The sequence below is a fragment of the Cellulomonas sp. H30R-01 genome (assembly GCF_010119915.1).
In the GTDB taxonomy this organism is placed as follows: domain Bacteria; phylum Actinomycetota; class Actinomycetes; order Actinomycetales; family Cellulomonadaceae; genus Cellulomonas; species Cellulomonas algicola.
The window spans coordinates 782,474-806,502 of sequence record NZ_CP048210.1 but is presented as its reverse complement, the minus strand read 5'-3'; the positions used below and the strand labels follow the sequence as shown (position 1 = coordinate 806,502).

Below are 24,029 nucleotides of genomic sequence, written 5' to 3'. Positions count from 1 at the left end.
GAGGACCGCGACCGTACCCGGTCGGACCAGCGCGAGGACCGACGGACGTCCTGTGCGGGCGGGTCGCCGCCCGGGCTAGGTTGGGACGGCCAGCGCGGTCGCGCACCCATCACCCGCTCCGAGAGGGAGACCCGTGTCCTCGCACCCCATCGACGCCACCAGCACGAGCGCGTGGCAGGACCTGTCCGCGCACGAGTCCGAGCTGCACGCCGACCTGCGCGGCTGGTTCGCCGCGGACCCGGCGCGCGCGGAGCGGCTGTCGTTCCCGCTCGCCGACCTGCACGTCGACCTGTCGAAGAACCTCGTCACCGACGAGACGCTCGCGCTCCTGGTCCGTCTGGCCGACGAGGTCGGCCTGAGCGACCGGCTGCAGGCGCAGCTGCGCGGCGACCACATCAACGTCACCGAGGACCGCGCGGTGCTGCACACGGCGCTGCGCCGGCCCGCGGGTGCGTCGCCCGCGCTCGTCGTGGACGGGCAGGACGTCGACGCGGACGTCCAGGCCGAGCTCACGAAGATGTACGCGTTCGCGGACCGCGTCCGGTCGGGCGAGTGGACGGGCGTGACCGGCGAGCGGGTGCGCACGGTCGTCAACATCGGCATCGGCGGCTCGGACCTCGGGCCGGTCATGGCGTACGAGGCGCTCAAGCCGTACGTGCAGGACGGGCTCGAGGTGCGGTTCGTGTCGAACATCGACCCGACCGACCTGGCGGAGAAGGTCAAGGGCCTCGACCCGCGCACGACGCTGTTCGTCGTCGCGTCGAAGACGTTCGGCACGCTCGAGACGCTGACCAACGCGCGCCTCGCGCGCGACTGGCTGTGGCGCGAGCTCGGCACCCAGGACACGGACGAGGCGCGCAACGCGGCCGTCGCGCAGCACTTCGTCGCGGTGTCGACGGCCCTCGACAAGGTCGCGGCGTTCGGCATCGACCCGGCGAACGCGTTCGGGTTCTGGGACTGGGTGGGCGGCCGCTACTCGGTCGACTCCGTGATCGGCACGTCGCTCGCGATCGCGATCGGGCCCGACGCGTTCCGCGACTTCCTCGCGGGCTTCCACGCGGTCGACACCCACGTCGCGACGACGCCGTTCGCGCAGAACGTGCCCGTCCTCATGGGCCTGCTCAACGTCTGGTACGTCAACTTCCTCGGCGCGCACACGCACGCCGTCCTCCCCTACGCGCAGTACCTGCACCGCTTCCCGGCGTACCTGCAGCAGCTGACCATGGAGTCGAACGGCAAGTCGGTCCGCTGGGACGGCTCCCCCGTGACGACGCAGACCGGCGAGGTGTTCTGGGGCGAGCCCGGCACGAACGGGCAGCACGCGTTCTACCAGCTCATCCACCAGGGCACGCGCCTGATCCCGTCGGACTTCATCGCCGTCGCCAACCCCGCGCACCCGCTGAAGGACGGCGAGACCGACGTGCACGGGCTCTTCCTCGCGAACTTCTTCGCGCAGACGAAGGCCCTCGCGTTCGGCAAGACCGCGGACGAGGTGCGCGCCGAGGGCACCGCCGAGGACATCGTGCCCGCGCGCGTGTTCTCCGGGAACCGGCCCACGACGTCGATCCTCGCGCCGTCCCTCACGCCGTCCGTGCTGGGACAGCTGATCGCGCTGTACGAGCACATCACGTTCGTGCAGGGCGTCGTGTGGGGCATCGACTCGTTCGACCAGTGGGGCGTGGAGCTCGGCAAGAAGCTCGCGCTCGAGATCGCGCCCGCGGTCGAGGGCGACACGTCCGCGCTCGACGCGCAGGACCCGTCGACGAAGGCGCTCATCGCGAAGTACCTGGAGCTGCGCGGCTGACCCCGCCGTCTGCCCCGAGGGCGCCGTCCGGATCGCCGGGCGGCGCCCTTTGCGCACGGCGGCCGGTATCTGCCCAGGTCAGCCGAGGTGCGTGCGGTACCGGCGGCAGGCGCTGCACAGCCCGTGACGCAGTCGGAGGCGGTATCGAAAGTCTGGACCGGTAGAGCCATGAGAAACATCTCATAGCGCTCCCGCTGGGCGATTTGCGGTGGTTGGGTGTCCCAGCAATCGCTTTCCCCCACCCGGAGGTCGTCCATGACATCCCGCCCCACGCGCCGAGCCCGCCAGGCCGTCGCACTCGCCGTCGCCGGCGTGCTCGCCACCGCGACCGCCCTCGCCGTCGCTCCCGCCGCGTCCGCGGCGACGCCCGACGGCAGCGCGACGTACGTGCTCGTCAGCCGCAAGAGCGGCAAGGTCGTCGACGTGCAGGGCGCCTCGACGTCCGACGGTGCCGCGGCCGTGACCGCGAACCGCACCGACGCGCCGTCGCAGCAGTGGCAGTTCGTGTCCGTCGGCAGCGGCTGGTACGAGCTGCACAACCGCGCGTCCGGCAAGGTGCTCGCGGTCGCGTCGGCCAGCACGTCCGACGGCGCGGCGCTGGTCCAGGCGACCGACCAGAGCAGCTGGTCGCAGCAGTTCTCGCTCGTCGACCAGAGCGACTACGTGCGCCTGGTCAACCGGAACTCGGGCAAGGTCGTGTCGATCGCCGGCGCCTCGACGTCCGCCGGCGCGGCCGTCGTGCAGCTCACGGACGGCAAGTCGTACCACCAGCAGTGGCAGCTCGTGAAGGTCGGCTCGGGCAGCACGCCGACCGCGACGTCGACGCCGAAGCCGACGGCCACGGCGACGTCGACCCCGAAGCCCACGGCGACCGCCACCTCCACCCCGAAGCCCACGACCACGTCGAACCCCGGCTCGTTCCCGTCGTGGCCGACGGCGACGGGCGAGAAGAAGGTGTCGTCGACCATCACCGTGAGCGGCACGCTCGACGGCGGGCTGGTCCGCTACTACGGCATCTCGTCCGGCGGGCAGAGCGAGTCGCAGCCCCCGATGTTCCTGCTGTCCGACGGCGCCGTCCTCAAGAACGTCATCCTCGGCTCGGGTGCGGGCGACGGTGTCCACTGCACCGGCACGTGCACGCTCGAGAACGTGTGGTGGGAGGACGTCGAGGAGGACGCCGCGACGTTCAAGGGCACCTCGTCGTCGCAGGTCATGACCGTGAACGGCGGCGGTGCGCGCTCCGCGTCGGACAAGGTGTTCCAGCACAACGGGCCCGGGACGTTCGTCATCAAGAACGTCCAGGTCTCCGACTTCGGCAAGCTCTACCGCTCGTGCGGCAACTGCTCCAAGCAGTACGCCCGCACGGTCGTCGTGCAGAACGTGCAGGTGACCGCGCCCGGCAAGTCGCTGGTCGGGATCAACTCCAACCTCGGCGACAAGGCGACGATCAGCGGCGTCACGATCATCGGCGACTCGTCGAAGAAGATCGCGATCTGCGAGGAGTACAAGGGCGTGACGTCGGGCGAGCCGAGCAAGGTCTCGTCCGGACCGTCCGCCGCGTGCGGCTACTCGACGTCGTCGATCACGTACCGGTGAGCCGACCTCGGCGCGGACCGGTGACCGGTCCCGCCTGACGTCCCGCACGACCGACGGCACCGTCCCACGCTCCCGGGACGGTGCCGTCGGTCGTCGTCGTCCGGTCGTCGTCCGGTCGACCTCTGCCCGTCGTGGGCGGACGTCGGTGCGGTCAGCGCGTGAATCGCTCCGCGCGCTCGACCACGCGTCCGCGGTGCGCGGCCTCGTCCCACGTGTAGACCGTGCGGCCGTCGATGAGGACGTGCTCGGCGCGCGCGTGCACGTCGAGCGGGTCGCCGGACCACACGACGACGTCGCCGTCGCGGCCGGGCTCGAGCGCACCGACGCGGCCGTCGAGCCCGAAGAAGGACGCCGGGTTGGTCGTGAGCGCCTCGAGCGCGGTCTGGCGCGGCAGCCCTTCCTTGACCGCGAGCGTCGCCTGGTGCACGAGGAAGTTGATCGGCACGACCGGGTGGTCGGTCGTGATCGCGACGCGCACGCCCGCGGCCGCGATGGCGGCGAGGTTCTCGATCGCGCGGTCGCGGAGCTCGACCTTGGAGCGGCTCGTGAACATGGGGCCGAAGATCACCGGCACGTCGCGCTCGGCGAGCACGTCGGCGATCTTGTGCGCCTCGGTGCCGTGGTTCACGACGAGGCGGTAGCCGAACTCGTCGGCGAGGCGCAGCGCCGTGGCGATGTCGTCGTGCCGGTGCGTGTGCTGGTCCCACACGAGCTCGCCGTCGAGCACGCGCGCCAGGGTCTCGAGCGCGAGGTCGGGCTTGAACGGCTCACCCTTGGTCGCCGCGGCGGCCCGTGCGGCGGCGTAGTGCCGGGCCTGGGTGAACGCCTCACGGATGACCAGCGCCGTACCGAGGCGCGTCGACGGGAGCTGCTTGCGCTCGCCGTACACGCGCTTCGGGTTCTCGCCGAGCGCCGACTTCACGCTCACCGACCCCGAGATCACCTGCTCGTCGACCGTGCGGCCGCCCCACGTCTTCATCGCGACCGACTGGCCGCCGATCGGGTTGCCCGAGCCGGGCTTCACGACGACCGCCGTGATGCCGCCGACGAGCGCGTCGCGGAAGCCCTCGTCCTCGATGTTCACGGCGTCGACCGCCCGGACGCCCGCGGTGTTCGGCGTGACCATCTCGTTGGTGTCGTTGCCGGCGGCGCCCTCGCCCTCCTCGTGCAGGCCGACGTGCGCGTGCCCGTCGATGAACCCGGGCAGGACCCAGCGACCCGTCGCGTCGATCACGCGCGTCCCCTCGGGCACCTCGACGTCCGTCCCGACGGCGGCGATCCGGCCGTCGAGCACGAGCACCGTGCCGCCCTCGACCGGCGGCCCCGACACCGGCACCACGTAGCCGCCGGTGATCGCGACGGTGCGGTCCGGACGATGGGCAGGGGACGACGACGAGGTGCTGGTGGTCATGCCGTCCACCGTACGTCGCCGCCGCCCGACGCCTCGGGTCGGGTGGCGGCGGGCCCGGCGCCGGCCCGGGGGTACGCCGGCGCCGGGTGTCAGGGGGCGGTGACGACGAGCCGGCCGGACGCGCCGGACTCGGCGTCGCTCATCGCGTGCGACACGAACGGGTAGGTGCCCGGCTGCGGGATCGTCAGCTCGACGAACCCGCCCTCGGCGGGGGCCAGCGACAGCACCTGCGCGCCGCCCGTGCCTGTCGAGCCGCCGTCGCGCAGCACCCAGTCGCCCTCGCGGTACAGCGTGTCGAACTGCGCGCCGACGACGTGGAACGCCGACGACAGGTTCGGTCCCGCGTCGAGCACCCAGAACCGGAGGCGCTCCCCCGCGGTCACCTCGAGCGGGCGGTCGCGGTACTGGTGCGCGTAGCCGTTGAGGACGACCAGGTCGGGGACGCGCGACGCGATGCGCGCCGGGTCCGCGACGCCGCCCTGCGGCCCGAGGTAGAGCTCCGACTGCACGACGACGTACTCGTGGTCGACCGGCGGCAGCCCCGGCGGGTCGATCACGACCGCGCCGAACATGCCGTTCGCGATGTGCAGGCTCATCGGCATCGTCGAGCAGTGGTACATCCAGATCCCGCTGCGCGTCGCCGTGAAGGAGAACGTGAGGGACGTCCCCGGTGCGATCGTGCGCATGGTGTCGTCCGGCACGAGCTCGCCCGCGTGGAAGTCGATCGAGTGGCCGATCGACCCGTCGTTGACGAGCGTGATCTCGAACCGGTCGCCGACCTGGCCGCGCAGCACCGGCCCGGGCGCGGCGCCGTCGAACGTCCACAGCGTCTGCGTCACGCCCGGGGCGACCTCGCGCTCGACCTCGCGGACCGTGAGCGTGCGGCGGTGCGTGCGGCCGGCGGCCTCCGACGGCGGTGCCGCGGCGTCGCGCGCGACGAAGCCGTCGTCCGGTGCGGCCATCAGGTCCAGGTCGTCCGCCGCCGACGGGCCTGTCGCGGTGCCGTCCGGTGCGCCGTGCCCCGGGTGCTCGGCGTGCGCGGTGCCCGTCGGGTCGACGCCGCTGCCCTCGCCGTGCGCGCCGTCCGCCCCGTCCGCCGTCACCGGCCCGCCGACCGCGACGACGTCGAGCGTCATGCCCATGTACCGGTGCCCGGCGACCGCGCACCACGCGTCGACGGACCGCCCGACCACGCCGACGTCGAGCGTCGCGGACTGCCCCGGGGTGACCCGCCCCGTCGTCGCCCCCGTCGCGAGCGTGAGGTCGTGCACGTCGTCGTCCGCGTTGACGATCTCGATCACGAGCCGGTCGCCGGCGGGTACCTCGATGCGGTCGGGCGAGAAGCGCATGTCGCGCGCCTCGACCTGGACGGTCGTGGTGCGCCCCGTGGGCGCGACGCCGTCCGCGCCGGCGGCGGACACGAGGCCGATCCCCGCCGCGGGCGGGTCGACGGCCACACCGACCGCGACGACGAGCGCGAGCACCCCGACACCGACAGCCGCAGCGCCGGACCGGTGATGCTGTGACCCGACCGTCGTGCGCGTCGCACCCCGGGCGGACCCCGACGCGGCAGCGCGAGGGCTCGGACCGTCGGTGGGGCGCGGCTCGGTCGCGGCGGACGTCGCGCCTGCGCCCGGTCGCGACACCGGCGAGGGCGGCGCGGCACGTCGGGCGACGAGCGCAGCCCGCACGGCGAGCACGAGGAACGTCACGAGCGCGCCGAGCACGACGAACGAGCACCCGACCCGGACGGCAGCAGGCACGGGGGCGACGTAGACGAGCAGCCCGCCGTTGACCAGCACCAGCCGGACGAGCGCGCCGCGGTCGAGCTCGGCGGCGGTCGCGCGGGCCGTCGACGGGCCGCCGCCGAGGACGACGGACAGCAGGTACGACAGCGACCCGACGAGCACCTGGGCGGCGAACCCGACCGCGAAGGGCGCGACGAGCACCTTCACGTCGTCGACCGCAGCGCCCCACGACGGCGCGGTCGCGACGACGACGCCGTACGCGAGCGTGCAGCCCACGAGCCACAGCACCGCGGCGCCGACGGTCCAGGCCGCGTACGTGCGGGGGGCCGCCGTGCGCGCCTGGTCGACCATGGACCGCACGATGACGACGCAGCCTGCGACGACGACCAGGCAGCCGACGCCGACGAGCGGCCGCCACCCGGTCGCGGACCCGGCACCGACCACCGCGAGCCCGGCGAGCACGACGGGCAGCGCGCGCGGCGCCGCCTTCTCCGCGCGCTCGTCGATCCGGGCGTGCAGGACCGTCGGCCACAGCACGACGAGCGTGCCGAGCACCGTCAGGCCGACCCAGCCGAGCAGATTGAGCGCGACGTGCGCGACGTACGCGCGGCCGTGCGCCTCGTCGGACAGGTCGCCGCGCGCCATGAGCACGCCGAGCGTCACGCCGACGGGCAGCAGCGCGCTCGCTGCGACGTAGTAGCGGACCATCGGGCCGAACCGCGACGGCAGCGCGCCACGACCCTGCCGCGCGAGGACGACGACGTGCGCGAGCGCGCCGGCCGCGACGAGCACGCCGCCCGCGACGACCAGCGCCCAGACGGACGCGAGCAGCCCGGCGACGACGAGGACCGCGCCGAGCGTGTGGGCCGCCAGCCGGGCGGTGTGGCCGCGGCGGCCGCCGGGCGCAGGTCGGCGCAGCAGCGTGTCGGCGAAGTGCTGGCTCCACACCAGGATCGCGGTGCTCACGGCGCCGAGGAGCAGCAGGTGCACCATGAGCCACGGCGCCGCCGGGACGTTCCGGTGCACGAGCGTCGCGGCGACGGCCGCGACGAGCCACGCACCCACGAGCGCGTTGGCCCGCAGGTGCCACGACGCCCGGGTCACGCGGTCACCTCCGCGGGGTCGGGCCGGCCGGGGGCGCCCGCCTGCGCGCGCTGCCTCGCGGCGGGCGGACGGGACGGCGCGCGATCGTCGTCCGGGGTCTCGTCCGCACCGGTCGCGGTGGTCGGGAGCCCCGTCGCCGGGTCAGCGGTGACGGCGACGGGGCGGTCGGGGTGGCCGTCGGCGGTCGCCGGACCGGGTCGGGGCCGGCGGGCCGCGCGGGCGGACAGCGCCGCGACGACCGGGAACGCGAGGACGGCGAGGATGTTGCCGACACCGCCGACCTGCACGACGACGGGCAGGTCGCGCGCGTCCCCCACGGCGACCCGCAGCGCGAGCGTCACGTGCAGCGCGACGAGCGGTCCGTACATCAGCGGGCGGTACGGCAGCGGCCGGCGCAGCACCGCGGGCAGGATCACGGGCGCGTGCGCCATGACCATCGAGATCACGAAGCCGAGGAACACGGCGTGCAGCACCGCGTCGTACCCCGGTCCGGCGAGCTGCGGCCCGCCGACCAGCCACAGCGTGCCCGCGACGCCGAGCCACCCGTACCCGGCGAGCATCGCGACGGCCATGAACCGCGGCAGCCCTGTCGCCCGCGCGGTGCGGCGCGCGACGTCGTAGCGGACCAGGAAGCCGACGAGCACCAGCAGGGCGACGCCCAGGGCCGCGTATCCGGCGGTCGGCCACAGCAGCGCGAGCGCGGCGGCGACCGGGAACGCGAGCGCGGCGCCCACGACGCCCCGTTCCGCGACGGGCGGCGGCGCCGCGACGCGCAGGAGCTCGAGCCGCTCGCCGGCAACCGTGAGCACCAGGAACCCGACCCACCACGGCACGAGCCGCGGGACGGGCACGTCGCCCAGCCAGAGCACGGCTGCCCCGACCGCCATCAGCGCGCCGAGGCCCTGCACGGCGACCGCGGCGGCGGGCTGACGCCGCCACACCGCGCGGTACAGACCCACGAGCACGACCGTCCCGCCGAGCTGCGCCACACGTCCGGCGACGAGCGGCAGCGGCGAGAGCAGCAGGAGCCCTCCGAGACCGAGCAGCGCGGGCGCGGCGTAGCCGAGCAGCCGCCCGACGGCGACCGCGCGCTCGAGCGCGACGAGCGCACCGACGAAGCCGAGCACCATGAGCGCGCCGTGCACGTCGGGCAGCCGCTGCGTCGTGACGGGTGCCGGGAGGCCCAGCAGGACGAGCGCGGCGTCGAGTCCCGCGAGCAGCGCGACCGCGACGGGGACCATGAGGGCGGTCCGTCCGCGCAGGCCAGGAGTATTCACGGCTCGACCGTAGATTTGTGCCCCTGGCCTGCGGATGGGACGGAGGTCCCGAGCCGCGCACGTCACTCCCCCTCGATGATCGGCGCATGTCCCGACGCACCGCAGCGGCCCGCACGCTGGGCTCGGGCAGCCGCGTCGACCTGCTGCACCTGCTGCAGAGCGGCGGCCCGCAGACGGTCGGCGAGCTCGCCGACCGGACCGGCCTGCACGAGAACACCGCGCGCGAGCACCTGCAGCGGCTGGTCCTCGACGGGTTCGTGCACCGCGAGCCCGAGGTCCGCACGACGCGGGGTCGCCCGCGGATCGTCTACCGGGCCGTGACGTCGCAGGACGTGCGCACCGACCCCGTCGCCGCACGCCGGCTGGAGGACGCGATCGCGGGCGCCGCGCTGAGCCGTGTGCTGCTGCAGGGCTACGGCAAGCCCGTCGAGTCCGTCCCCGAGACCGCCCGGGCCGCGGGCCGCGAGCTCGCCGCCCGTGCGGTGACCGCGCTGCACACGCCGACGCCGCGCTCGTCGCCCGACGCGCCGCCCGAGCAGCGCCAGCTCGACGCGCTCACGGCGCACCTCGACCGGCTCGGCTTCGACCCGGACCTGGAGGACGACCCGCTGCGGTTCCACCTGTGGCGGTGCCCGTTCCTCGACCTCGCCCGCGAGCGCCCGGACGTCGTGTGCAGCGTGCACCTGGGCCTCGCGCAGGGCGTGCTCGACGCGGTCGGCGGCCCGGTCGAGGCGGCGGAGCTGCACCCGTTCGTCGAGCCCCACCACTGCGTCCTGACCCTCCGCACCCCCACCCCGGCCTGACCCGCACCCCCGTGCCTTTTTCCACGGCACTCCGTGTGGAGAGGGGTTCCGGGCAGCCGCGATGCTCACGCCGAGGGGACCGGCACCGGTCCCCGGCGCCACACCCCGGCGCACGCACGAGGAGGACCCGATGGCGGCAACGACGGCGCTCGCGCCCGACCTGGCGAACTGGAACCCCGAGGACGAGTCCACGTGGGACAAGAAGCTCGCGTGGCGCACGCTCTGGATCACGACGTACAACCTGACGCTCGCGTTCTGCGTCTGGTACCTGGTGAGCGCGATCGCGCCCCGGCTGAACGTCATCGGGTACGACCTGTCGAAGGAGCAGCTGTACTGGCTGGTCGCGATCCCGGGCCTCGCGGGCGGCCTGTTCCGGATGGCGTACACGTTCCTGCCGCCGATGCTGGGGACGCGCACGCTGGTGGGCGGCACGGCGACGCTCATGCTGCTGCCGATGGCGGGCTGGACGATGGCGGTCCGGGACCCGTCCACGCCGTACGCGGTGCTGCTGCTGCTCGCGGTGGCGGCCGGCCTGGGCGGTGGCGCGTTCGCCGGCTTCATGCCGTCGACGAGCTACTTCTTCCCCAAGCGGATGGCCGGCACCGCGCTGGGCCTGCAGGCGGGGCTGGGGAACTTCGGCGTGAGCCTCATCCAGTTCCTGGTGCCGTGGGTCATCGGGTTCGGCCTGCTCGGCACGGCCGTCCTGACGCCGCAGCAGAAGGCCGACGGCGGCGGGCAGCTGTGGCTGCACAACGCGGGCCTGGTGCTCGTGCCGTGGGTGCTGCTCGGCATCGGGCTCGCGGCGCTGTACCTCAAGCGGGTGCCGGTGACGGCGAACATCCGCGAGCAGGCGGACATCTTCCGCGACAAGCACACGTGGTTCATGACGGCGATCTACGTCATGACGTTCGGCGCGTTCTCCGGGTTCGCCGCGCAGCTCGGCCTGCTGACGCTCAACCTGTTCGGCGGTTTCGAGAACGCCCCCGACCCGCTGAAGTTCGCGTTCCTGGGCCCGCTGCTCGGCTCGATCACGCGCGCCGCCTGGGGTCCGCTGTGCGACCGGTTCGGCGGTGCGGTGTGGACGCTCGTCTCGGGCATCGGCATGACGGTCAGCACCGTCTTCACGCTGTTCTTCCTGCGCCCGACGGACACGGCGTCGTTCGGCTGGTTCCTCGCCGGGATGCTGCTGATCTTCACGTTCGCGGGCATCGGCAACGCGGGCACGTTCAAGCAGATGCCGATGATCTTCGACCGCCGGCGTGCGGGCGGCGTCATCGGGTTCACGTCCGCGTGCGCGGCGTTCGGACCGTTCCTGGTCGGCATGGCGCTGTCGGCGTGGTCGCCCACCGCGTTCTTCGCCGGGTGCGTCGTCTACTTCGCCGCCTGCACCGTCCTGACCTGGGTGCAGTACGCGCGTCCCGGCGCCCCGCGCCCCAGCTGACCCGGTCCGCCCTCTTCCCCCCGGAGGTCTCCGTGCCCGCACGTCACCAGCCCGCCGCCCCCGCGTCGTCCCCGCCCGGGACCGACCACCCGGCCGTCGACGCGCTCCTGCGCCTCGGCTCGCGCCTGCGGCCCGGCACGGTGTCGCCGGACCTGCGCAGCCTGTTCCTGGAGGGCGGTCGGAAGGGCGACGCGTTCTACCGGGACCGCTGGTCGCACGACAAGGTGGTGCGGTCGACGCACGGCGTGAACTGCACGGGGTCGTGCTCGTGGCAGGTGTACGTCAAGGACGGCATCATCACGTGGGAGACGCAGCAGACGGACTACCCGACGGTCGGCCCGGACTCCCCCGAGTACGAGCCGCGGGGCTGCCCGCGAGGGGCGTCGTTCTCCTGGTACACGTACTCGCCGACGCGCGTCCGCTACCCCTACGTGCGGGGCGTGCTGCTGCGCGCGTACCGCGAGGCGAAGGCCCGCACGGGCGACCCGGTCGCCGCGTGGGCGCAGGTCACGTCCGACCCCGAGACGGCGCGTGCGTACAAGGCGGCGCGCGGCAAGGGCGGGCTGGTCCGGGCGACGTGGGACGAGGCCGCGGAGATCGTCGCGGCGGCGCACGTGCACACCATCAAGGCGTACGGGCCGGACCGCGTCGCGGGCTTCTCCCCCATCCCGGCGATGTCGATGGTGTCGCACGGCTCGGGCGCGCGGTTCGTGTCGATGCTCGGCGGCACGATGCTGTCGTTCTACGACTGGTACGCGGACCTGCCCGTCGCGTCGCCGCAGGTGTTCGGCGACCAGACCGACGTGCCGGAATCGGCCGACTGGTGGAACGCCTCGTATCTCGTCATGTGGGGCTCGAACGTCCCGGTGACGCGCACGCCGGACGCGCACTTCCTGGCCGAGGCGCGCTACCGCGGGCAGAAGGTCGTCGCGGTCTCCCCCGACTACGCGGCGAACACCAAGCTCGCCGACGAGTGGCTGGCCCCGCACCCGGGCACGGACGGTGCGCTCGCGTTCGCGATGGGGCACGTCGTGCTGCGCGAGTTCCTCGTCGAGAAGCGCACCGCGCGGTTCGTCGACTACCTGCAGACGTTCACCGACGCGCCGCACCTCGTCACGCTCAAGCAGCGCGGCGACGCGTGGGTGCCGGACAAGTTCCTCACGGCCGACGCGCTGGGTGACGCCGCGGGTGCCGACGCCGCTGCCCGGGACGCCGCGTTCATGACCGTCGTGCTCGACGCCGCCGGCACCCCGCACGTGCCGAACGGCTCGCTGGGGCGCCGGTTCGACCCCGCGCAGGAGGGTCGCTGGAACCTCGACCTGGGCGGTGTGGAGCCGGTGCTGTCGGTCCGCGACCTCGACGCCGCCGTCGGGGCGCGCGAGGCCGTCGCCGTCGATCTTCCTCGCTTCGACCTCGCCCCCGAGGCGGGCGCCGAGCACCAGGGCGGCGCGGGCGTCGTGCGCCGCGGCGTCCCCGTGACGCGGGTCGGCGGCCGCGTCGTCACGACCGTGTTCGACCTGCTCCTCGCGCAGTACGGCGTCGGCCGTGACGGCCTTCCGGGCGAGTGGCCGACCGGCTACGACGACGCGTCCACGCCCGGCACGCCCGCGTGGCAGGAGGAGATCACGTCCGTGCCCGCGGCGACGGCGGCGCGGATCGGGCGCGAGCTCGCGCAGAACGCCGAGGACTCGGGCGGCCGCTCGATGATCCTCATGGGCGCGGGGACCAACCACTGGTTCCACTCCGACACGATCTACCGCACGTTCCTCGCGCTCATGTCGATGACCGGCTGCCAGGGCGTCAACGGCGGCGGCTGGGCGCACTACGTCGGGCAGGAGAAGTGCCGGCCCGTGACCGGCTGGGCGCAGTACGCGTTCGGGCTCGACTGGGTGCGGCCGCCGCGGCAGATGATCGGCACCGCGTTCTGGTACCTCGCGACCGACCAGTGGCGCTACGACGGCCTGCCCGCCGACGCGCTCGCGTCCCCGCTGGCCGAGGGCCGGTTCGCGGGCCGCACGACCGCCGACTGCCTGGTGGAGAGCGCGCAGCGCGGCTGGATGCCGTCCTACCCGACGTTCGACCGCAACCCGCTGGACCTCGTCGACGAGGCGCGCGCCGCCGGGGTGGACCCGGCGCAGCACGTGGTCGACGAGCTCGAGGCCGGTCGCCTGCGGTACGCGTGCGAGGACCCCGACGACCCCGCGAACTTCCCGCGCGTGCTCACCGTCTGGCGGGCGAACCTGCTCGGCTCGTCGGGCAAGGGCAACGAGTACTTCCTGCGGCACCTGCTCGGCACGGACTCCGCGGTGCGCGCCCCCGAGTCCGAGCCGGACCGGCGGCCGCAGTCGATGACGTGGCGGGACGAGGCGCCGCGCGGCAAGCTCGACCTGCTCGTCACGAGCGACTTCCGGATGACGTCGACGACGCTGTTCAGCGACGTCGTGCTGCCCGCGGCGACCTGGTACGAGAAGCACGACCTGTCGACGACCGACATGCACCCCTACGTGCACTCGTTCAACCCGGCGATCGCGCCGCCGTGGCAGACGCGCACGGACTTCGACGTCTTCCACACCCTCGCCCGCGCGTTCCAGGACCTCGCTGCCGACCGGCTCGGCACGCGCGAGGACCTCGTCGCCGTGCCGCTGCTGCACGACACCCCCGACGAGCTCGCGACGCCGCACGGCGCGGTGCCCGACGCGGTGGGCCGCGTGCCGGGCGTCTCGATGCCGAGGCTCGTCGTCGTCGAGCGCGACTACGCGACGCTCGCCGACCGGTGGGCCGCGCTCGGGCCGCTCACGGCGAAGGCCGGCATGGTGACGAAGGGCGTCGCGTTCTCCCCCGACGTCGAGGTCGCCGAGCTCGGCCGCGTCAACGGCACCGTCCGGGACGGCGTCGCCGCCGGGCAGCCGCGCCTCGACGACGCCACGCACGTGTGCGAGGCGATCCTCGCGCTGTCCGGCACGACCAACGGCCGGCTCGCGGTGCAGGGCTTCGAGCGCGTCGAGAAGCGCACCGGCACCGAGCTCGCGTCGCTGGCCCGCGACCACGAGGGCAAGCGGATCACGTTCGCCGACGTGCAGGCGCGGCCCGTGCCCGTCGTGACGTCGCCCGAGTGGTCGGGGTCGGAGCACGGCGGGCGGCGCTACTCGGCGTTCACGATCAACGTCGAGCACCTCAAGCCGTGGCACACCCTCACGGGGCGCCAGCACTTCTTCCTCGACCACGACTGGATGAGCGAGCTCGGCGAGAACCTGCCGGTGTACCGGCCGCCGCTCGACCTGCACCGGCTGTTCGGCGACGCGCGCCCGGGCTCGACCGCCGCGTCGGGAGCTCCGGGTTCCGACGGGCACGCCGAGGTCGCCGTCCGCTACCTGACGCCGCACTCCAAGTGGTCCATCCACTCGGAGTACCAGGACAACCTCCACATGCTCACGCTGTCGCGCGGCGGCCCGACGATCTGGATGTCGCCGCAGGACGCCGCGACCATCGGGGTCACCGACAACGAGTGGGTCGAGGCGTACAACCGCAACGGCGTCGTGGTCGCGCGGGCGGTGGTCTCGCACCGCATGCCCGCCGGGACGGTGTTCATGTACCACGCGAAGGACCGCACGGTGGACGTCCCCCGCTCGGAGACGTCGGGCCTGCGCGGCGGCATCCACAACTCGCTGACGCGCGTGCTGCTCAAGCCGAGCCACCTGGTCGGCGGGTACGCGCAGCTGTCGTTCGCGTTCAACTACCTCGGTCCGACGGGCAACCAGCGCGACGAGGTCACGACCATCCGCCGCCGGTCGCAGGAGGTGACGTACTGATGGGCTCCGTCGGGACGCACGGGGGGTGGCTGCGGTGAAGGTCATGGCGCAGATGGCGATGGTCATGAACCTCGACAAGTGCATCGGGTGCCACACGTGCTCGGTCACCTGCAAGCAGGCGTGGACGAACCGCGCGGGCGTCGAGTACGCCTGGTTCAACAACGTCGAGACGCGGCCCGGCCAGGGCTACCCGCGCACGTACGAGGACCAGGACCGCTGGGGCGGCGGTTGGACGCTGAACAAGCGCGGCCGGCTGCGCCTGCGCTCGGGCGGTCGGTTCACCAAGCTGTCGCACCTCTTCGCCAACCCCCGGCTCCCCGAGGTCCGCGACTACTACGAGCCGTGGACCTACGACTACGACGTCCTGCTCTCGGCGCCTCAGGGCGAGCACACGCCCGTCGCCCGGCCGAAGTCCCTGCTGACCGGGGAGGACACGAAGATCACGTGGTCGGCGAACTGGGACGACGACCTCGGCGGGTCGGCCGCGACGATGCAGAAGGACCCGGTCCTGGCGCAGATGAGCGACCGCGTGAAGGCCGAGCTCGAGCAGGCGTTCATGTTCTACCTGCCGCGCATCTGCGAGCACTGCCTCAACCCGTCGTGCGTCGCGTCGTGCCCGTCGGGCGCGATGTACAAGCGCGCCGAGGACGGCATCGTGCTGGTCGACCAGGACGCGTGCCGCGGCTGGCGCATGTGCGTGTCGGGCTGCCCGTACAAGAAGGTCTACTTCAACCACGTCACGGGCAAGGCCGAGAAGTGCACGCTCTGCTACCCGCGCCTCGAGATCGGCCTGCCGACCGTCTGCTCGGAGACGTGCGTCGGCCGGCTGCGGTACCTCGGCCTCGTGCTCTACGACGCCGACCGTGTGCTGCAGGCCGCGTCGGTCGAGGACCCGCACGAGCTCCTCGCCGCACAGCGCTCGGTGCTGCTCGACCCGTCCGACCCCGAGGTGATGGCCGCCGCCGAGCGCGACGGCGTGCCGCACGACTGGGTCCTCGCCGCGCAGCGCTCGCCCGTGTGGGCGCTGATCTCACGGTTCGAGGTCGCGCTGCCGCTGCACCCCGAGTACCGGACGCTGCCGATGGTCTGGTACGTCCCGCCGCTGTCGCCCGTCGTCGACGTCGTGTCGGGCTCCGGCAACGACGGCGAGGACGCGCGCACGCTGTTCGCCGCGATCGACCGGCTGCGCATCCCCGTCGAGTACCTCGCCGGGCTGTTCACCGCGGGCGACACGCGCCCCGTGACCGCGGTGCTGCGGCGGCTCGCGGCCATGCGGGCGCACATGCGCAACGTCAACCTCGGCGTCGAGCAGGACCCGCGGATCGCCGCGACCGTCGGCATGACCGGCGACGAGGTCGAGGCGATGTACCGGCTGCTCGCGATCGCGAAGTACGAGGACCGCTACGTCGTCCCGCCCGCGCACGCCGAGTCCGCCCGGGCGCTGGACGAGATCGCCGAGGGCGGGCTCGGCTGCTCGCTCGACGGTGTCGGCGGCCCCGGCATGGGCGGACCGCGGGCACGCGGCGAGCGTCCGGCCGCGCTCGCGCAGCCGACGGTGGGCGTCGAGACGTTCCACCCGTCGAACTCGGCGTCCGCGTCCGACCGGCCGACGCGCGTCAACCTGCTGAACTGGGGCGGCGACAAGCGCGACGCGGGGCTCTTCCCACCCACGAAGGGTCAGCCCGGCTACGGCGACGGCCCGACGGGGGCGCACGCATGAGCCGCCGCACGCTGCCGTTCCTCGACCCGGTGCGCGTCACGCCGGGAGAGCGCGCGGTCACGCACCTCGCCGCCGCGATGCTGCTCGACTACCCGAGCGAGCACGTGCGCGCGCACCACGAGCTGCTGCGCTCGACCGTGGCCGGGCTGCCGCACGGTGTCGCCGACGCGTTCCTGGCGCACCTCGACGCCGTCGGAGCCATGGACCTCGCCGCGCAGCAGGGGCACTACGTCGCGACGTTCGACCTGCGGCGACGCTGCGCGCTCTACCTGTCGTACTACTCGGCGGGCGACACGCGCCGTCGCGGCATGGCGCTCGTGACGTTCCGCGAGGCGTACCGCGCGTGCGGGTTCGAGGCGAGCGACGACGAGCTGCCCGACTTCCTGCCCGCGGTCCTGGAGCTGTCCGCACGGGCTCCCGGTCCCGTCGTCGACGCGCTGCTCGGCACGCACCGCGAGGGCCTCGAGCTCCTGCGGTCCGCGCTGCACGACGCCCGCAGCCCGTACGCGCACGTGCTCGACGCGGTGTGCCGCACGCTGCCCGCCGTCGACGCCGCGACCGCCGAGCGGTTCGCCGACCTCGTCGCGTCCGGGCCGCCCGGCGAGACCGTCGGGCTGTCCGCGCCCCTGCTCCCCTTCCCGACCGTGCGCCCGACGGAGGTGCCCGCATGACGTCCACCGCCGTGCTGCTGTGGGTCGTGGTCCCGTACGTCGCCGCGACGGTGTTCGTCGTGGGGCACGTGTGGCGGTACCGCCACGACCAGTTCGGCTGGACGACGCGCTCGTCGCAGGTGCACGAGAGCCGCCTGCTGCGCATCGGGTCGCCGATGTTCCACGTCGGGATCCTCATGGTCATCGGCGGGCACGTCGTCGGGCTGCTGGTCCCGCGCGCCTGGCTGGAGGCGGTCGGCATCCACGAGCACGCGTACCACCTGGTCGCGACGTGGGCGGGCAGCATCGCGGCCGTGCTGACGATCGCCGGGCTCGCGATCCTCGTCTACCGGCGTCGGGTCGTCGCCGCCGTCCGCCGGGCCACCACGACCTCCGACAAGGTCATGTACGTCGTCCTCGCAGTGACGCTGTCCTGCGGCACCGCCGCGACCGTCCTCTTCCAGGTCGTCGGCGACGGCTACGACTACCGCGGCTCGATCGCGCCCTGGATCCGCGGGCTGATGTCGCTGCGTCCCGACGCCGCGCTGATGGCCGACGTGCCCGGCATGTTCCAGGCGCACGTGCTCTCCGCGATGCTCCTCTTCGCGATCTGGCCGTTCACGCGGCTCGTGCACGTGCTGTCCGCGCCCGTCGGCTACCTGGTCCGCCCCTACGTCGTCTACCGCACGCGCGACGCCCAGCGTGGGACGCGTGTCGCGCGCCGCGGCTGGGAACGGGCCGAACGTCCCGGGGCTCCGGCGGAGCACCGATGACACGCTGACGGCGGCGCCCGGGACGACGTCCGCGCGACGGCGTCAGCCGCACCACCTGCACCACCACGTCCGACCCGCACGGGCCGGACCACCCGCAGCACCCCGCACCGAGAGGGAGACCCCCATGGCAGCCGAGAACGTCGAGATCCTCACCACCGCCCCCGCGTCCGCGGAGCCCGCCGGGCACACGTGCGGCTGCGGCGGTCACGACGAGGCGGACCCCGTCCTCGACGTCCGCACGATCCCGCACGCCATCCGGCACGCGACCGTCTTCGGCGCGTTCGAGGCGATCGCCCCCGGGAAGTCGCTGGTCCTCGTCGCCCCGCACCTGCCGCGCCCCCTGCTGGCGCAGCTCGCCGAGCGCGCGCCGATCGAGTCGGAGGTGCTCGTCGACGGCCCCGACGCCTGGCACGTGAAGATCACCCGCACCGCCTGACGGTCCACCACCAGCCGGCCCGCCGCCAGACGGCCCACCGCCCGCCGGTCCGCCCCCCGTCGACGACCGCCGCGACCCGCGGCGCCCACGAACGCGCCATCCGTGCTGCTCCGGCGGCGCCAGGCGCTCCAGGTGGCGCTCGCGACCGCGGCGAGCCGTCGAGCGCTCGAGCCGTCGAGCCGTCGAGGTCAGCGGGCGGTGGCCGTGCAGGTGACCGACGACGGCTCGCCCGAGCCCGTGCCCTGGAAGCCGAGCTCGGTGGCCTGGCCCGCCGCGAGCGTCCCGTTCCACGGCGCGTTCGTGAACGTCCACGTCGAACCGCTGACGGTGCTCTGCGAGCTCCACGCGTTCGCGACCGTGCCGTTCGGCAGCGTGACCGCGACCTTCCAGCCTGCGATCGGCTGGTTCGCAGTGACCCGCACGCTCGTCACGAAGCCCCCGGGCCACGTGCTCGCGAGCGTGTAGCGCGCGGTGCAGGCGGCACCGCCCGACGTCGGGGTCGGGGTCGGGGTCGGGGTGGGCGTCGGTGTCACGGTCGGCGTCGGTGTCACGGTCGGCGTCGGTGTGACCGTCGGGGTCGGTGTGACCGTCGGTGTCGGCGTCGAACCCGACAGGACCGCCGCGAGCGCGGGGTACCACCGGTCGGCCATCTTGACGATGCCGGCGTCGCCGGGGTGCACGCCGTCGTAGGTGTCGGTCGCCGGCACCCACCCGGTCGCCTGGTCCACGACGATGATCGGCGACTGCGCGGTCGACAGGCCGGCGGCCCACGCGGGGATCGCGGCGTTGAGCGCGGCGGTCCGGCCGGGGCAGTCGGCGCAGGTCGGCGGTGCGACGGGGATGATCTGCGCGACGAGCACCGCCATGTGCGGGTTGCTGGCCCGCATCTGCTGCACGAGCGTCGTGTAGGCGTCGAGGATCTGCTGCGTCGACCGCGCGCTCCACACGTCGTTCGTGCCGAAGTGCATGAGGACGACGTCGGGCCTGGTCGCGGCGAGCCACGGCACGAGCTGGCCCTGCGCGGCGACGTTCGTCACGAGGTAGCCGCCGTGGCCCTCGTTGTCGCCGTCGTGCGCGATCCCGCAGCCCTGCGGGCCCTGCGTGCCGACCATGTCGATGTTCGTGTACCCGTTCTGCTGGAGCTTCTGCCAGAGCAGCGCCCGCCAGCACCCCGGATTCCCGGTGATCGAGTCGCCGAGCGGCATGATCCGCACCGGGTCCGCGGCCTGCGTCGGCCCGGCCAGCGCGAGCGCACCGGTGAGCAGGAGCAGCACGGCGGTCAGGGCGCCCGCGAGCCGCCGCGAGAGCGTCGTCGTCATCGTCGAAGGTCCTCCGGTAGGGGCGGCGTGCGGGTGGTCCCGGGCGCCGGCGGGGCACCACGGCCCGCCTCGTCGAAGAGTGCTGGGGCGTCCCGCCCGAAGGCCAGTTGGAGCGCTTCGACGAAGCGTTTCACCGCCCCGATCGGCGCCCGCGCCGACCCGTGAGAGAGTCGGTGGCATGCCGGAGGTGACCCGAGCCCGCGTCGACGCGTGGACGTGGGCGGTGCGACTGTTCCCGACGCGCTCCGCGGCGGGGGCCGCGTGCCGGGCCGGTCACGTGCGCGTCAACGGTGAGCGCGCCAAGCCCGCGACGCAGGTCGTGCCCGGTGACGAGGTGCACGTGCGCGGGGGCGCTCGCGAGCGCGTCGTGATCGTGCAGCGCCTCATCGTGAAGCGGGTCGGCGCGGACGTCGCCGTCGCCTGCTACCTCGACCGCTCCCCCGCGGTCCCGCCCAAGGAGCACGTCGCCGTCGCCGGCCAGCGCGACCGCGGCGCCGGCCGCCCGACCAAGCGGGACCGCCGCCTCATCGAACGCCTCCGCGGCCACTGACCGCTAGGCCCCCTCGACGCCCTGCGCGCGCATCCAGGCGTCCACGCCCGTGACGGCGAGGATCTCGGTCACCGGGCGCGGGGCGCCGTCGAGTCGCACACGGCGACCGGCCTCCGTCGCGTCGCGGACGAGGCGCACGAGCAGCGACAACCCGGTCGAGTCGACGAACGTCACGTCCGCGCAGTCGACGACGACGTCCTGGTCACCGGCGGCGAGCGCCGCCCACACGGGTGCGGCGGACTCGCGCACGGCCAGGTCGACGGCGCCGGCGAGGGTGATGCGCAGCACCGACCCCTCGGTCGACACCACGATGCCGCCGCTCACGCGCTCACCTCCGTCCGCAGCCCGAGCCGGGCCGACAGGGCCATCGCGTCGACGGGCGCGCGGACCTTCACGTCGTTGTCGAAGTAGACGAACACGTCGCGGCCGTCCGACGCGGGTGCCGCGCCGCGCAGCCGTCGGGCGTCGGGTGGATCGCCCCCGTCTGCCCAGGTGCGGACCTTCGCGGCCCACCGGTCCAGGGCGTCGTCCTCGTAGCCGCTCGTGTACAGCTCGGTGTCGCCGTGCAGGCGCACGTAGACGACGTCGGACGTGACGTCCTCGATCACGGGCCACCGGCCGGCCGTGTCGGCGACGACCAGCCCCACGTCGTGCGCACGCAGCAGGTCGACGAGCTCGGGCGTGTCGAACGACGCGTGCCGGACCTCCAGGACGTGCCGCAGCGGACGGTCGGCGTCGGTCGTCGTCCATGCCCGACCGTCGAGACGCTCGTCGTGCCGCGTCGACATCTCGGCCGCGGCCGCGGTCGTGCGCGGCAGCAGGTCGAAGAACGCGGCGAGCCGGTCGGGGTGGAAGCCGAGGTTCGGGGGGAGCTGCCAGAGGACCGGCCCGAGCTTGGCGCCGAGCGCGAGGACGCCGCTCGCGAGGAAGTTCGCGACGGGCTTCTCCACGTCGGCGAGCTTGCGCATGTGCGTGACGAACCGCGGACCCTTGACGGAGAAGACGAGGTCGTCGGGCGTCTGCTCGGCCCACGCGCGGTAGCTCTCGGGGCGCTGCAGCGAGTAGAAGGAGCCGTTGATCTCGATGCTCGTGAGCCGACGCGCGGCGTAGTCGAGCTCGAGCCGCTGGGGCAGTCCGCGCGGGTAGAAGACGCCACGCCAGGGGGCGTAGCGCCAGCCGCTGATCCCGACCCGGATGGCCACCGGCACAGCCTGCACGGCGGACGCCGGACCGGCATCCGGAAGGGCGCACACTGGTCGGGTGACGGTCGAGAGCTCCCCCGCGCGTGGCCCTGAGGACGGCGCGACGGCCCCGGTGCTCGTCGACGTCTACCGTCCGGACGGTCGGCTCGACGTGCGGCGCACGGTCGCGCCGCACCGTCGCGGTGCCGCGGACCCGTGCTGGTGGACCGCGCCGGACGGCGCGCTGTGGCACGCGCTCGCGACGCCCGACGGCCCGGCGACGCGTCGGCTGGCCGTGCACCGCGACGGTGTGCACGTCGCCGCGTGGGGGCCGGGCGCCGAGCGTGCCGTCGCGGGCATGCCGCGCCTGCTCGGGGCGCACGACGACCCGTCGGGCTTCGACCCGACCCTGCACCCCGTCGTGCGGGACGCCCACCGCGGGCTGCCGGGGCTGCGGATCGGCGCGAGCGGTGACATGGTCGCGGCGCTCGTCGCCGGGATCCTCGAGCAGCGCGTCGTCGGCGCTGACGCGCGCGCCGCGTGGCGACGGCTCGTGACGCGGCACGGCACGCCCGCGCCCGGCCCGGTGCCGGCGTCGATGCGGGTGCCGCCGCCGTGGGTCGTGTGGCGCGACATGCCGGTGTGGGAGTGGCGGCAGGCCGGCGTCGACGACCAGCGCTCGTCGACGATCAGGCGCGCGGCCGAGGTCGGTCGGAGGCTCGACGAGGCGGTCGACCTCCCGCTCACCGAGGCGCGCCGACGGCTCCTCACGGTCCGGGGCATCGGGCCGTGGACCGTCGCCGAGACGACGTCGCGCGCGCTCGGCGACGCCGACGCGGTGTCGGTCGGCGACTTCCACCTCGCGCACCTCGTCGGGTGGGCGCTCACGGGCCGCCGCACGGACGACGCGGGCATGCTCGAGCTCCTCGAGCCGTGGCGCGGGCACCGGCAGCGCGTGATCCGGCTGGTCGAGACCACGCTCGCGGGTCGCGCCCCGAAGTTCGGGCCACGCTCACCGCGCGCGCTCCCCCTGCGCTGACGTCTCCCCGCTGAGGCCCTCGTGCGCCGACGTGCGGCCGGTGCGCGGTTGGCCACGTCGCGCGCCACGGGGCAGGATCGACCCCGACGAAAGGTGGGTCCCATGAGCTATCCGGTCATCGCGCCGCGCGACGAGGAGCGGACCGAGTCCGCAGGTCGCGTCGTCGGCGCGTTCTTCGCGTTCCTGCTGTTCGCGGCGGGCATCGTGCTGTTCGCGCTGTCGTTCCAGGGTCCCGACTGGAGCCACTGGACGTTCGTCGGCGCGATCGCGTCGATCACGCTGTCGTTCATGATCCCGACGACGATCCTGCCGGCGCTCGAGGGCGACTGACCGCACCGGTCCGGCGACCCCGCCGGGCTCGACGGCAGAGCGGCGAGCCCGGCGCGGCGCGGACGCTCACCCGCGCCGGGCGCGCCCGTCAGCGGTGCGTCTGCGCGATCCGGACGTGGTTCCCGAACGGGTCGCGCAGGCCGAAGTCGATGCCGTACGGCCGCTCGGTCGGCTCCTCGGTGAGCTCCACCCCGCGCTCCTTGAGCGTCGCGTACGTCTGGTGCGCGTCGTCGGTCGTGAGGAACAGATGGCCGCCCGTCGCGCCCTTCGCGACGAGCTCGCGCACCTGCTCGGCGGTCGCCGGGTCGAGCGACGGAGGACCGGGGCGCTCCAGCAGGACCTCCCGGTCCGGAGCACCGGGCACGCGGACCGTGAGCCAGCGCATGAAGCCGAGGTCCTGGTCGGTCCCGATCTCGAAGCCGAGCTTGCCGACGTAGAAGTCGAGCGCCTCGTCCTGGTCGAGCACGTAGATCTGGGAGATGGAGATGGAGTTCAGCATGCCGCCGACGCTACTGAGCGCCGTCAGGACGACGCTTCTCCGAAACTGCTCGGTCTGACCCACGCCTTCGTGAAGCACGTCGGTGCGATCGCGAGCGGCCCGCGCGCACGGTGCTCGGTGGGCGACTCGCCGACGACGTCGCGGAACGTGCGGCTGAACGTGCCGAGGCTCGTGAAGCCGACGGCGAGGCAGATGTCGGTGACGCTGCGGTCGGTCTCGCGCAGCAGCAGCATCGCGCGTTCGACGCGACGACGTTGCAGGTAGCGGTGCGGGGTCTCGCCGAACGTCGCGCGGAACGTGCGGATGAAGTGCGCCTCCGACACGTGTGCGACACGCGCGAGCGACGGCACGTCGAGCGGCTCGGCGTACGCGCGGTCCATCGCGTCGCGGGCGCGCAGCATGCGCCGGTTGGTGTCCTCGACGGCCTTGCTCACGCCCGTCATCGAACCACCGTCGGGCGCCCGTCAGGCGCGTCCGGCCGTCGCGGACGGGCCGTCGGGAGGCCGTGGATCCCGACCACCCGGGAGGACTAGCGTCGG

Annotated in this window: 20 protein-coding genes; 12 read left to right on the top strand and 8 right to left on the bottom strand. The window is 73.9% G+C overall.

Annotation, left to right across the window (positions count from 1 at the left end):
* Positions 1-133: 133 nt before the first annotated feature.
* Together pgi and GXP71_RS03510 are read left to right on the top strand one after the other, a co-directional pair.
* Complete coding sequence (pgi, locus tag GXP71_RS03515; protein WP_162351525.1) at positions 134-1,804, top strand: glucose-6-phosphate isomerase; 1,671 nt, start codon at positions 134-136, stop codon at positions 1,802-1,804.
* A 255-nt stretch (positions 1,805-2,059) separates the two neighbouring features.
* On the top strand, positions 2,060-3,400 hold the full coding sequence (locus tag GXP71_RS03510) for a pectate lyase (protein ID WP_162351524.1): 1,341 nt from the start codon (positions 2,060-2,062) through the stop codon (positions 3,398-3,400).
* 151 nt (positions 3,401-3,551) lie between these two features.
* Here GXP71_RS03510 and GXP71_RS03505 read toward each other — a convergent pair whose 3' ends face one another.
* The 3 genes from GXP71_RS03505 to GXP71_RS03495 form a co-directional block, all read right to left on the bottom strand.
* Entirely contained in the window at positions 3,552-4,811 is a 1,260-nt protein-coding gene (locus GXP71_RS03505; RefSeq protein ID WP_162351523.1) for an amidohydrolase, read from the bottom strand.
* Positions 4,812-4,900: 89 nt separating this feature from the next.
* A complete protein-coding gene (locus tag GXP71_RS03500; RefSeq protein WP_162351522.1) occupies positions 4,901-7,663 on the bottom strand; it encodes a multicopper oxidase domain-containing protein in 2,763 nt (920 codons plus the stop codon).
* Positions 7,660-8,940, bottom strand: a complete 1,281-nt coding sequence (locus tag GXP71_RS03495) for a hypothetical protein (RefSeq protein ID WP_238402605.1) — start codon at positions 8,938-8,940, stop codon at positions 7,660-7,662. The genes GXP71_RS03500 and GXP71_RS03495 overlap by 4 nt, the downstream gene beginning before the upstream one ends.
* An 86-nt stretch (positions 8,941-9,026) precedes the next feature.
* Between GXP71_RS03495 and GXP71_RS03490 the strand changes: the two genes are divergently transcribed.
* The 7 genes from GXP71_RS03490 (at position 9,027) to GXP71_RS03460 (ending at position 18,572) form a co-directional block, all read left to right on the top strand.
* Positions 9,027-9,743, top strand: coding sequence for a metalloregulator ArsR/SmtB family transcription factor (locus GXP71_RS03490; protein ID WP_162351521.1), 717 nt, complete (start codon positions 9,027-9,029; stop codon positions 9,741-9,743).
* A gap of 130 nt (positions 9,744-9,873) precedes the next feature.
* Complete coding sequence (locus GXP71_RS03485; RefSeq protein WP_162351520.1) at positions 9,874-11,184, top strand: MFS transporter; 1,311 nt, start codon at positions 9,874-9,876, stop codon at positions 11,182-11,184.
* A gap of 32 nt (positions 11,185-11,216) precedes the next feature.
* A complete protein-coding gene (locus tag GXP71_RS03480; RefSeq protein ID WP_162351519.1) occupies positions 11,217-14,993 on the top strand; it encodes a nitrate reductase subunit alpha in 3,777 nt (1,258 codons plus the stop codon).
* A 34-nt stretch (positions 14,994-15,027) separates the two neighbouring features.
* On the top strand, positions 15,028-16,713 hold the full coding sequence (narH, locus tag GXP71_RS03475; protein ID WP_162354185.1) for a nitrate reductase subunit beta: 1,686 nt from the start codon (positions 15,028-15,030) through the stop codon (positions 16,711-16,713).
* Entirely contained in the window at positions 16,710-17,384 is a 675-nt protein-coding gene (narJ, locus tag GXP71_RS03470; RefSeq protein WP_162351518.1) for a nitrate reductase molybdenum cofactor assembly chaperone, read from the top strand. The genes narH and narJ overlap by 4 nt, the downstream gene beginning before the upstream one ends.
* Complete coding sequence (gene narI, locus GXP71_RS03465; RefSeq protein ID WP_162351517.1) at positions 17,381-18,136, top strand: respiratory nitrate reductase subunit gamma; 756 nt, start codon at positions 17,381-17,383, stop codon at positions 18,134-18,136. The genes narJ and narI overlap by 4 nt, the downstream gene beginning before the upstream one ends.
* 124 nt (positions 18,137-18,260) lie before the next feature.
* Entirely contained in the window at positions 18,261-18,572 is a 312-nt protein-coding gene (locus tag GXP71_RS03460; protein WP_162351516.1) for a DUF2249 domain-containing protein, read from the top strand.
* Between the two features lie 188 nt (positions 18,573-18,760).
* Here the strand turns inward: GXP71_RS03460 and GXP71_RS03455 are convergent, their stop codons facing one another.
* The gene (locus GXP71_RS03455; RefSeq protein WP_162351515.1) at positions 18,761-19,891 is read right to left on the bottom strand and encodes a GDSL-type esterase/lipase family protein; all 1,131 of its coding nucleotides are present in this window, start codon (positions 19,889-19,891) and stop codon (positions 18,761-18,763) included.
* Between the two features lie 178 nt (positions 19,892-20,069).
* Between GXP71_RS03455 and GXP71_RS03450 the strand changes: the two genes are divergently transcribed.
* Entirely contained in the window at positions 20,070-20,441 is a 372-nt protein-coding gene (locus GXP71_RS03450) for an RNA-binding S4 domain-containing protein (protein WP_162351514.1), read from the top strand.
* Between the two features lie 3 nt (positions 20,442-20,444).
* On the opposite strand, the gene GXP71_RS03445 is transcribed toward GXP71_RS03450, so the two are convergent.
* Both GXP71_RS03445 and GXP71_RS03440 read right to left on the bottom strand, forming a co-directional pair.
* Complete coding sequence (locus tag GXP71_RS03445; RefSeq protein WP_162351513.1) at positions 20,445-20,765, bottom strand: STAS domain-containing protein; 321 nt, start codon at positions 20,763-20,765, stop codon at positions 20,445-20,447.
* On the bottom strand, positions 20,762-21,649 hold the full coding sequence (locus GXP71_RS03440) for a DUF72 domain-containing protein (protein ID WP_162351512.1): 888 nt from the start codon (positions 21,647-21,649) through the stop codon (positions 20,762-20,764). The genes GXP71_RS03445 and GXP71_RS03440 overlap by 4 nt, the downstream gene beginning before the upstream one ends.
* A 52-nt stretch (positions 21,650-21,701) precedes the next feature.
* Here GXP71_RS03440 and GXP71_RS03435 point away from each other — a divergent pair, with 52 nt between their 5' ends.
* Together GXP71_RS03435 and GXP71_RS03430 are read left to right on the top strand one after the other, a co-directional pair.
* Positions 21,702-22,661, top strand: a complete 960-nt coding sequence (locus GXP71_RS03435) for a DNA-3-methyladenine glycosylase (protein ID WP_238402603.1) — start codon at positions 21,702-21,704, stop codon at positions 22,659-22,661.
* 102 nt (positions 22,662-22,763) lie between these two features.
* The gene (locus GXP71_RS03430; protein WP_124344125.1) at positions 22,764-22,991 is read left to right on the top strand and encodes a hypothetical protein; all 228 of its coding nucleotides are present in this window, start codon (positions 22,764-22,766) and stop codon (positions 22,989-22,991) included.
* Between the two features lie 88 nt (positions 22,992-23,079).
* Here GXP71_RS03430 and GXP71_RS03425 read toward each other — a convergent pair whose 3' ends face one another.
* Entirely contained in the window at positions 23,080-23,490 is a 411-nt protein-coding gene (locus tag GXP71_RS03425; protein ID WP_162351510.1) for a VOC family protein, read from the bottom strand.
* 23 nt (positions 23,491-23,513) lie between these two features.
* Positions 23,514-23,933 carry a helix-turn-helix domain-containing protein gene (locus GXP71_RS03420; protein WP_162351509.1) on the bottom strand — a complete coding sequence of 140 codons (420 nt, stop codon included), beginning with the start codon at positions 23,931-23,933 and terminating at the stop codon, positions 23,514-23,516.
* Positions 23,934-24,029 lie beyond the last annotated feature (96 nt).

What these genes read in the sequence shown, in the direction of transcription:
- GXP71_RS03485 (WP_162351520.1), top strand. Translation starts at nt 9,874, where the DNA reads ATGGCGGCAACGACGGCGCTCGCGCCCGACCTGGCGAACTGGAACCCC.
- GXP71_RS03425 (WP_162351510.1), bottom strand. Translation starts at nt 23,490, where the DNA reads ATGCTGAACTCCATCTCCATCTCCCAGATCTACGTGCTCGACCAGGAC.
- GXP71_RS03430 (WP_124344125.1), top strand. Translation starts at nt 22,764, where the DNA reads ATGAGCTATCCGGTCATCGCGCCGCGCGACGAGGAGCGGACCGAGTCC.
- narI (WP_162351517.1), top strand. Translation starts at nt 17,381, where the DNA reads ATGACGTCCACCGCCGTGCTGCTGTGGGTCGTGGTCCCGTACGTCGCC.
- narJ (WP_162351518.1), top strand. Translation starts at nt 16,710, where the DNA reads ATGAGCCGCCGCACGCTGCCGTTCCTCGACCCGGTGCGCGTCACGCCG.
- GXP71_RS03510 (WP_162351524.1), top strand. Translation starts at nt 2,060, where the DNA reads ATGACATCCCGCCCCACGCGCCGAGCCCGCCAGGCCGTCGCACTCGCC.
- GXP71_RS03505 (WP_162351523.1), bottom strand. Translation starts at nt 4,811, where the DNA reads ATGACCACCAGCACCTCGTCGTCGTCCCCTGCCCATCGTCCGGACCGC.
- GXP71_RS03460 (WP_162351516.1), top strand. Translation starts at nt 18,261, where the DNA reads ATGGCAGCCGAGAACGTCGAGATCCTCACCACCGCCCCCGCGTCCGCG.
- GXP71_RS03450 (WP_162351514.1), top strand. Translation starts at nt 20,070, where the DNA reads ATGCCGGAGGTGACCCGAGCCCGCGTCGACGCGTGGACGTGGGCGGTG.
- GXP71_RS03455 (WP_162351515.1), bottom strand. Translation starts at nt 19,891, where the DNA reads ATGACGACGACGCTCTCGCGGCGGCTCGCGGGCGCCCTGACCGCCGTG.
- GXP71_RS03420 (WP_162351509.1), bottom strand. Translation starts at nt 23,933, where the DNA reads ATGACGGGCGTGAGCAAGGCCGTCGAGGACACCAACCGGCGCATGCTG.
- GXP71_RS03490 (WP_162351521.1), top strand. Translation starts at nt 9,027, where the DNA reads ATGTCCCGACGCACCGCAGCGGCCCGCACGCTGGGCTCGGGCAGCCGC.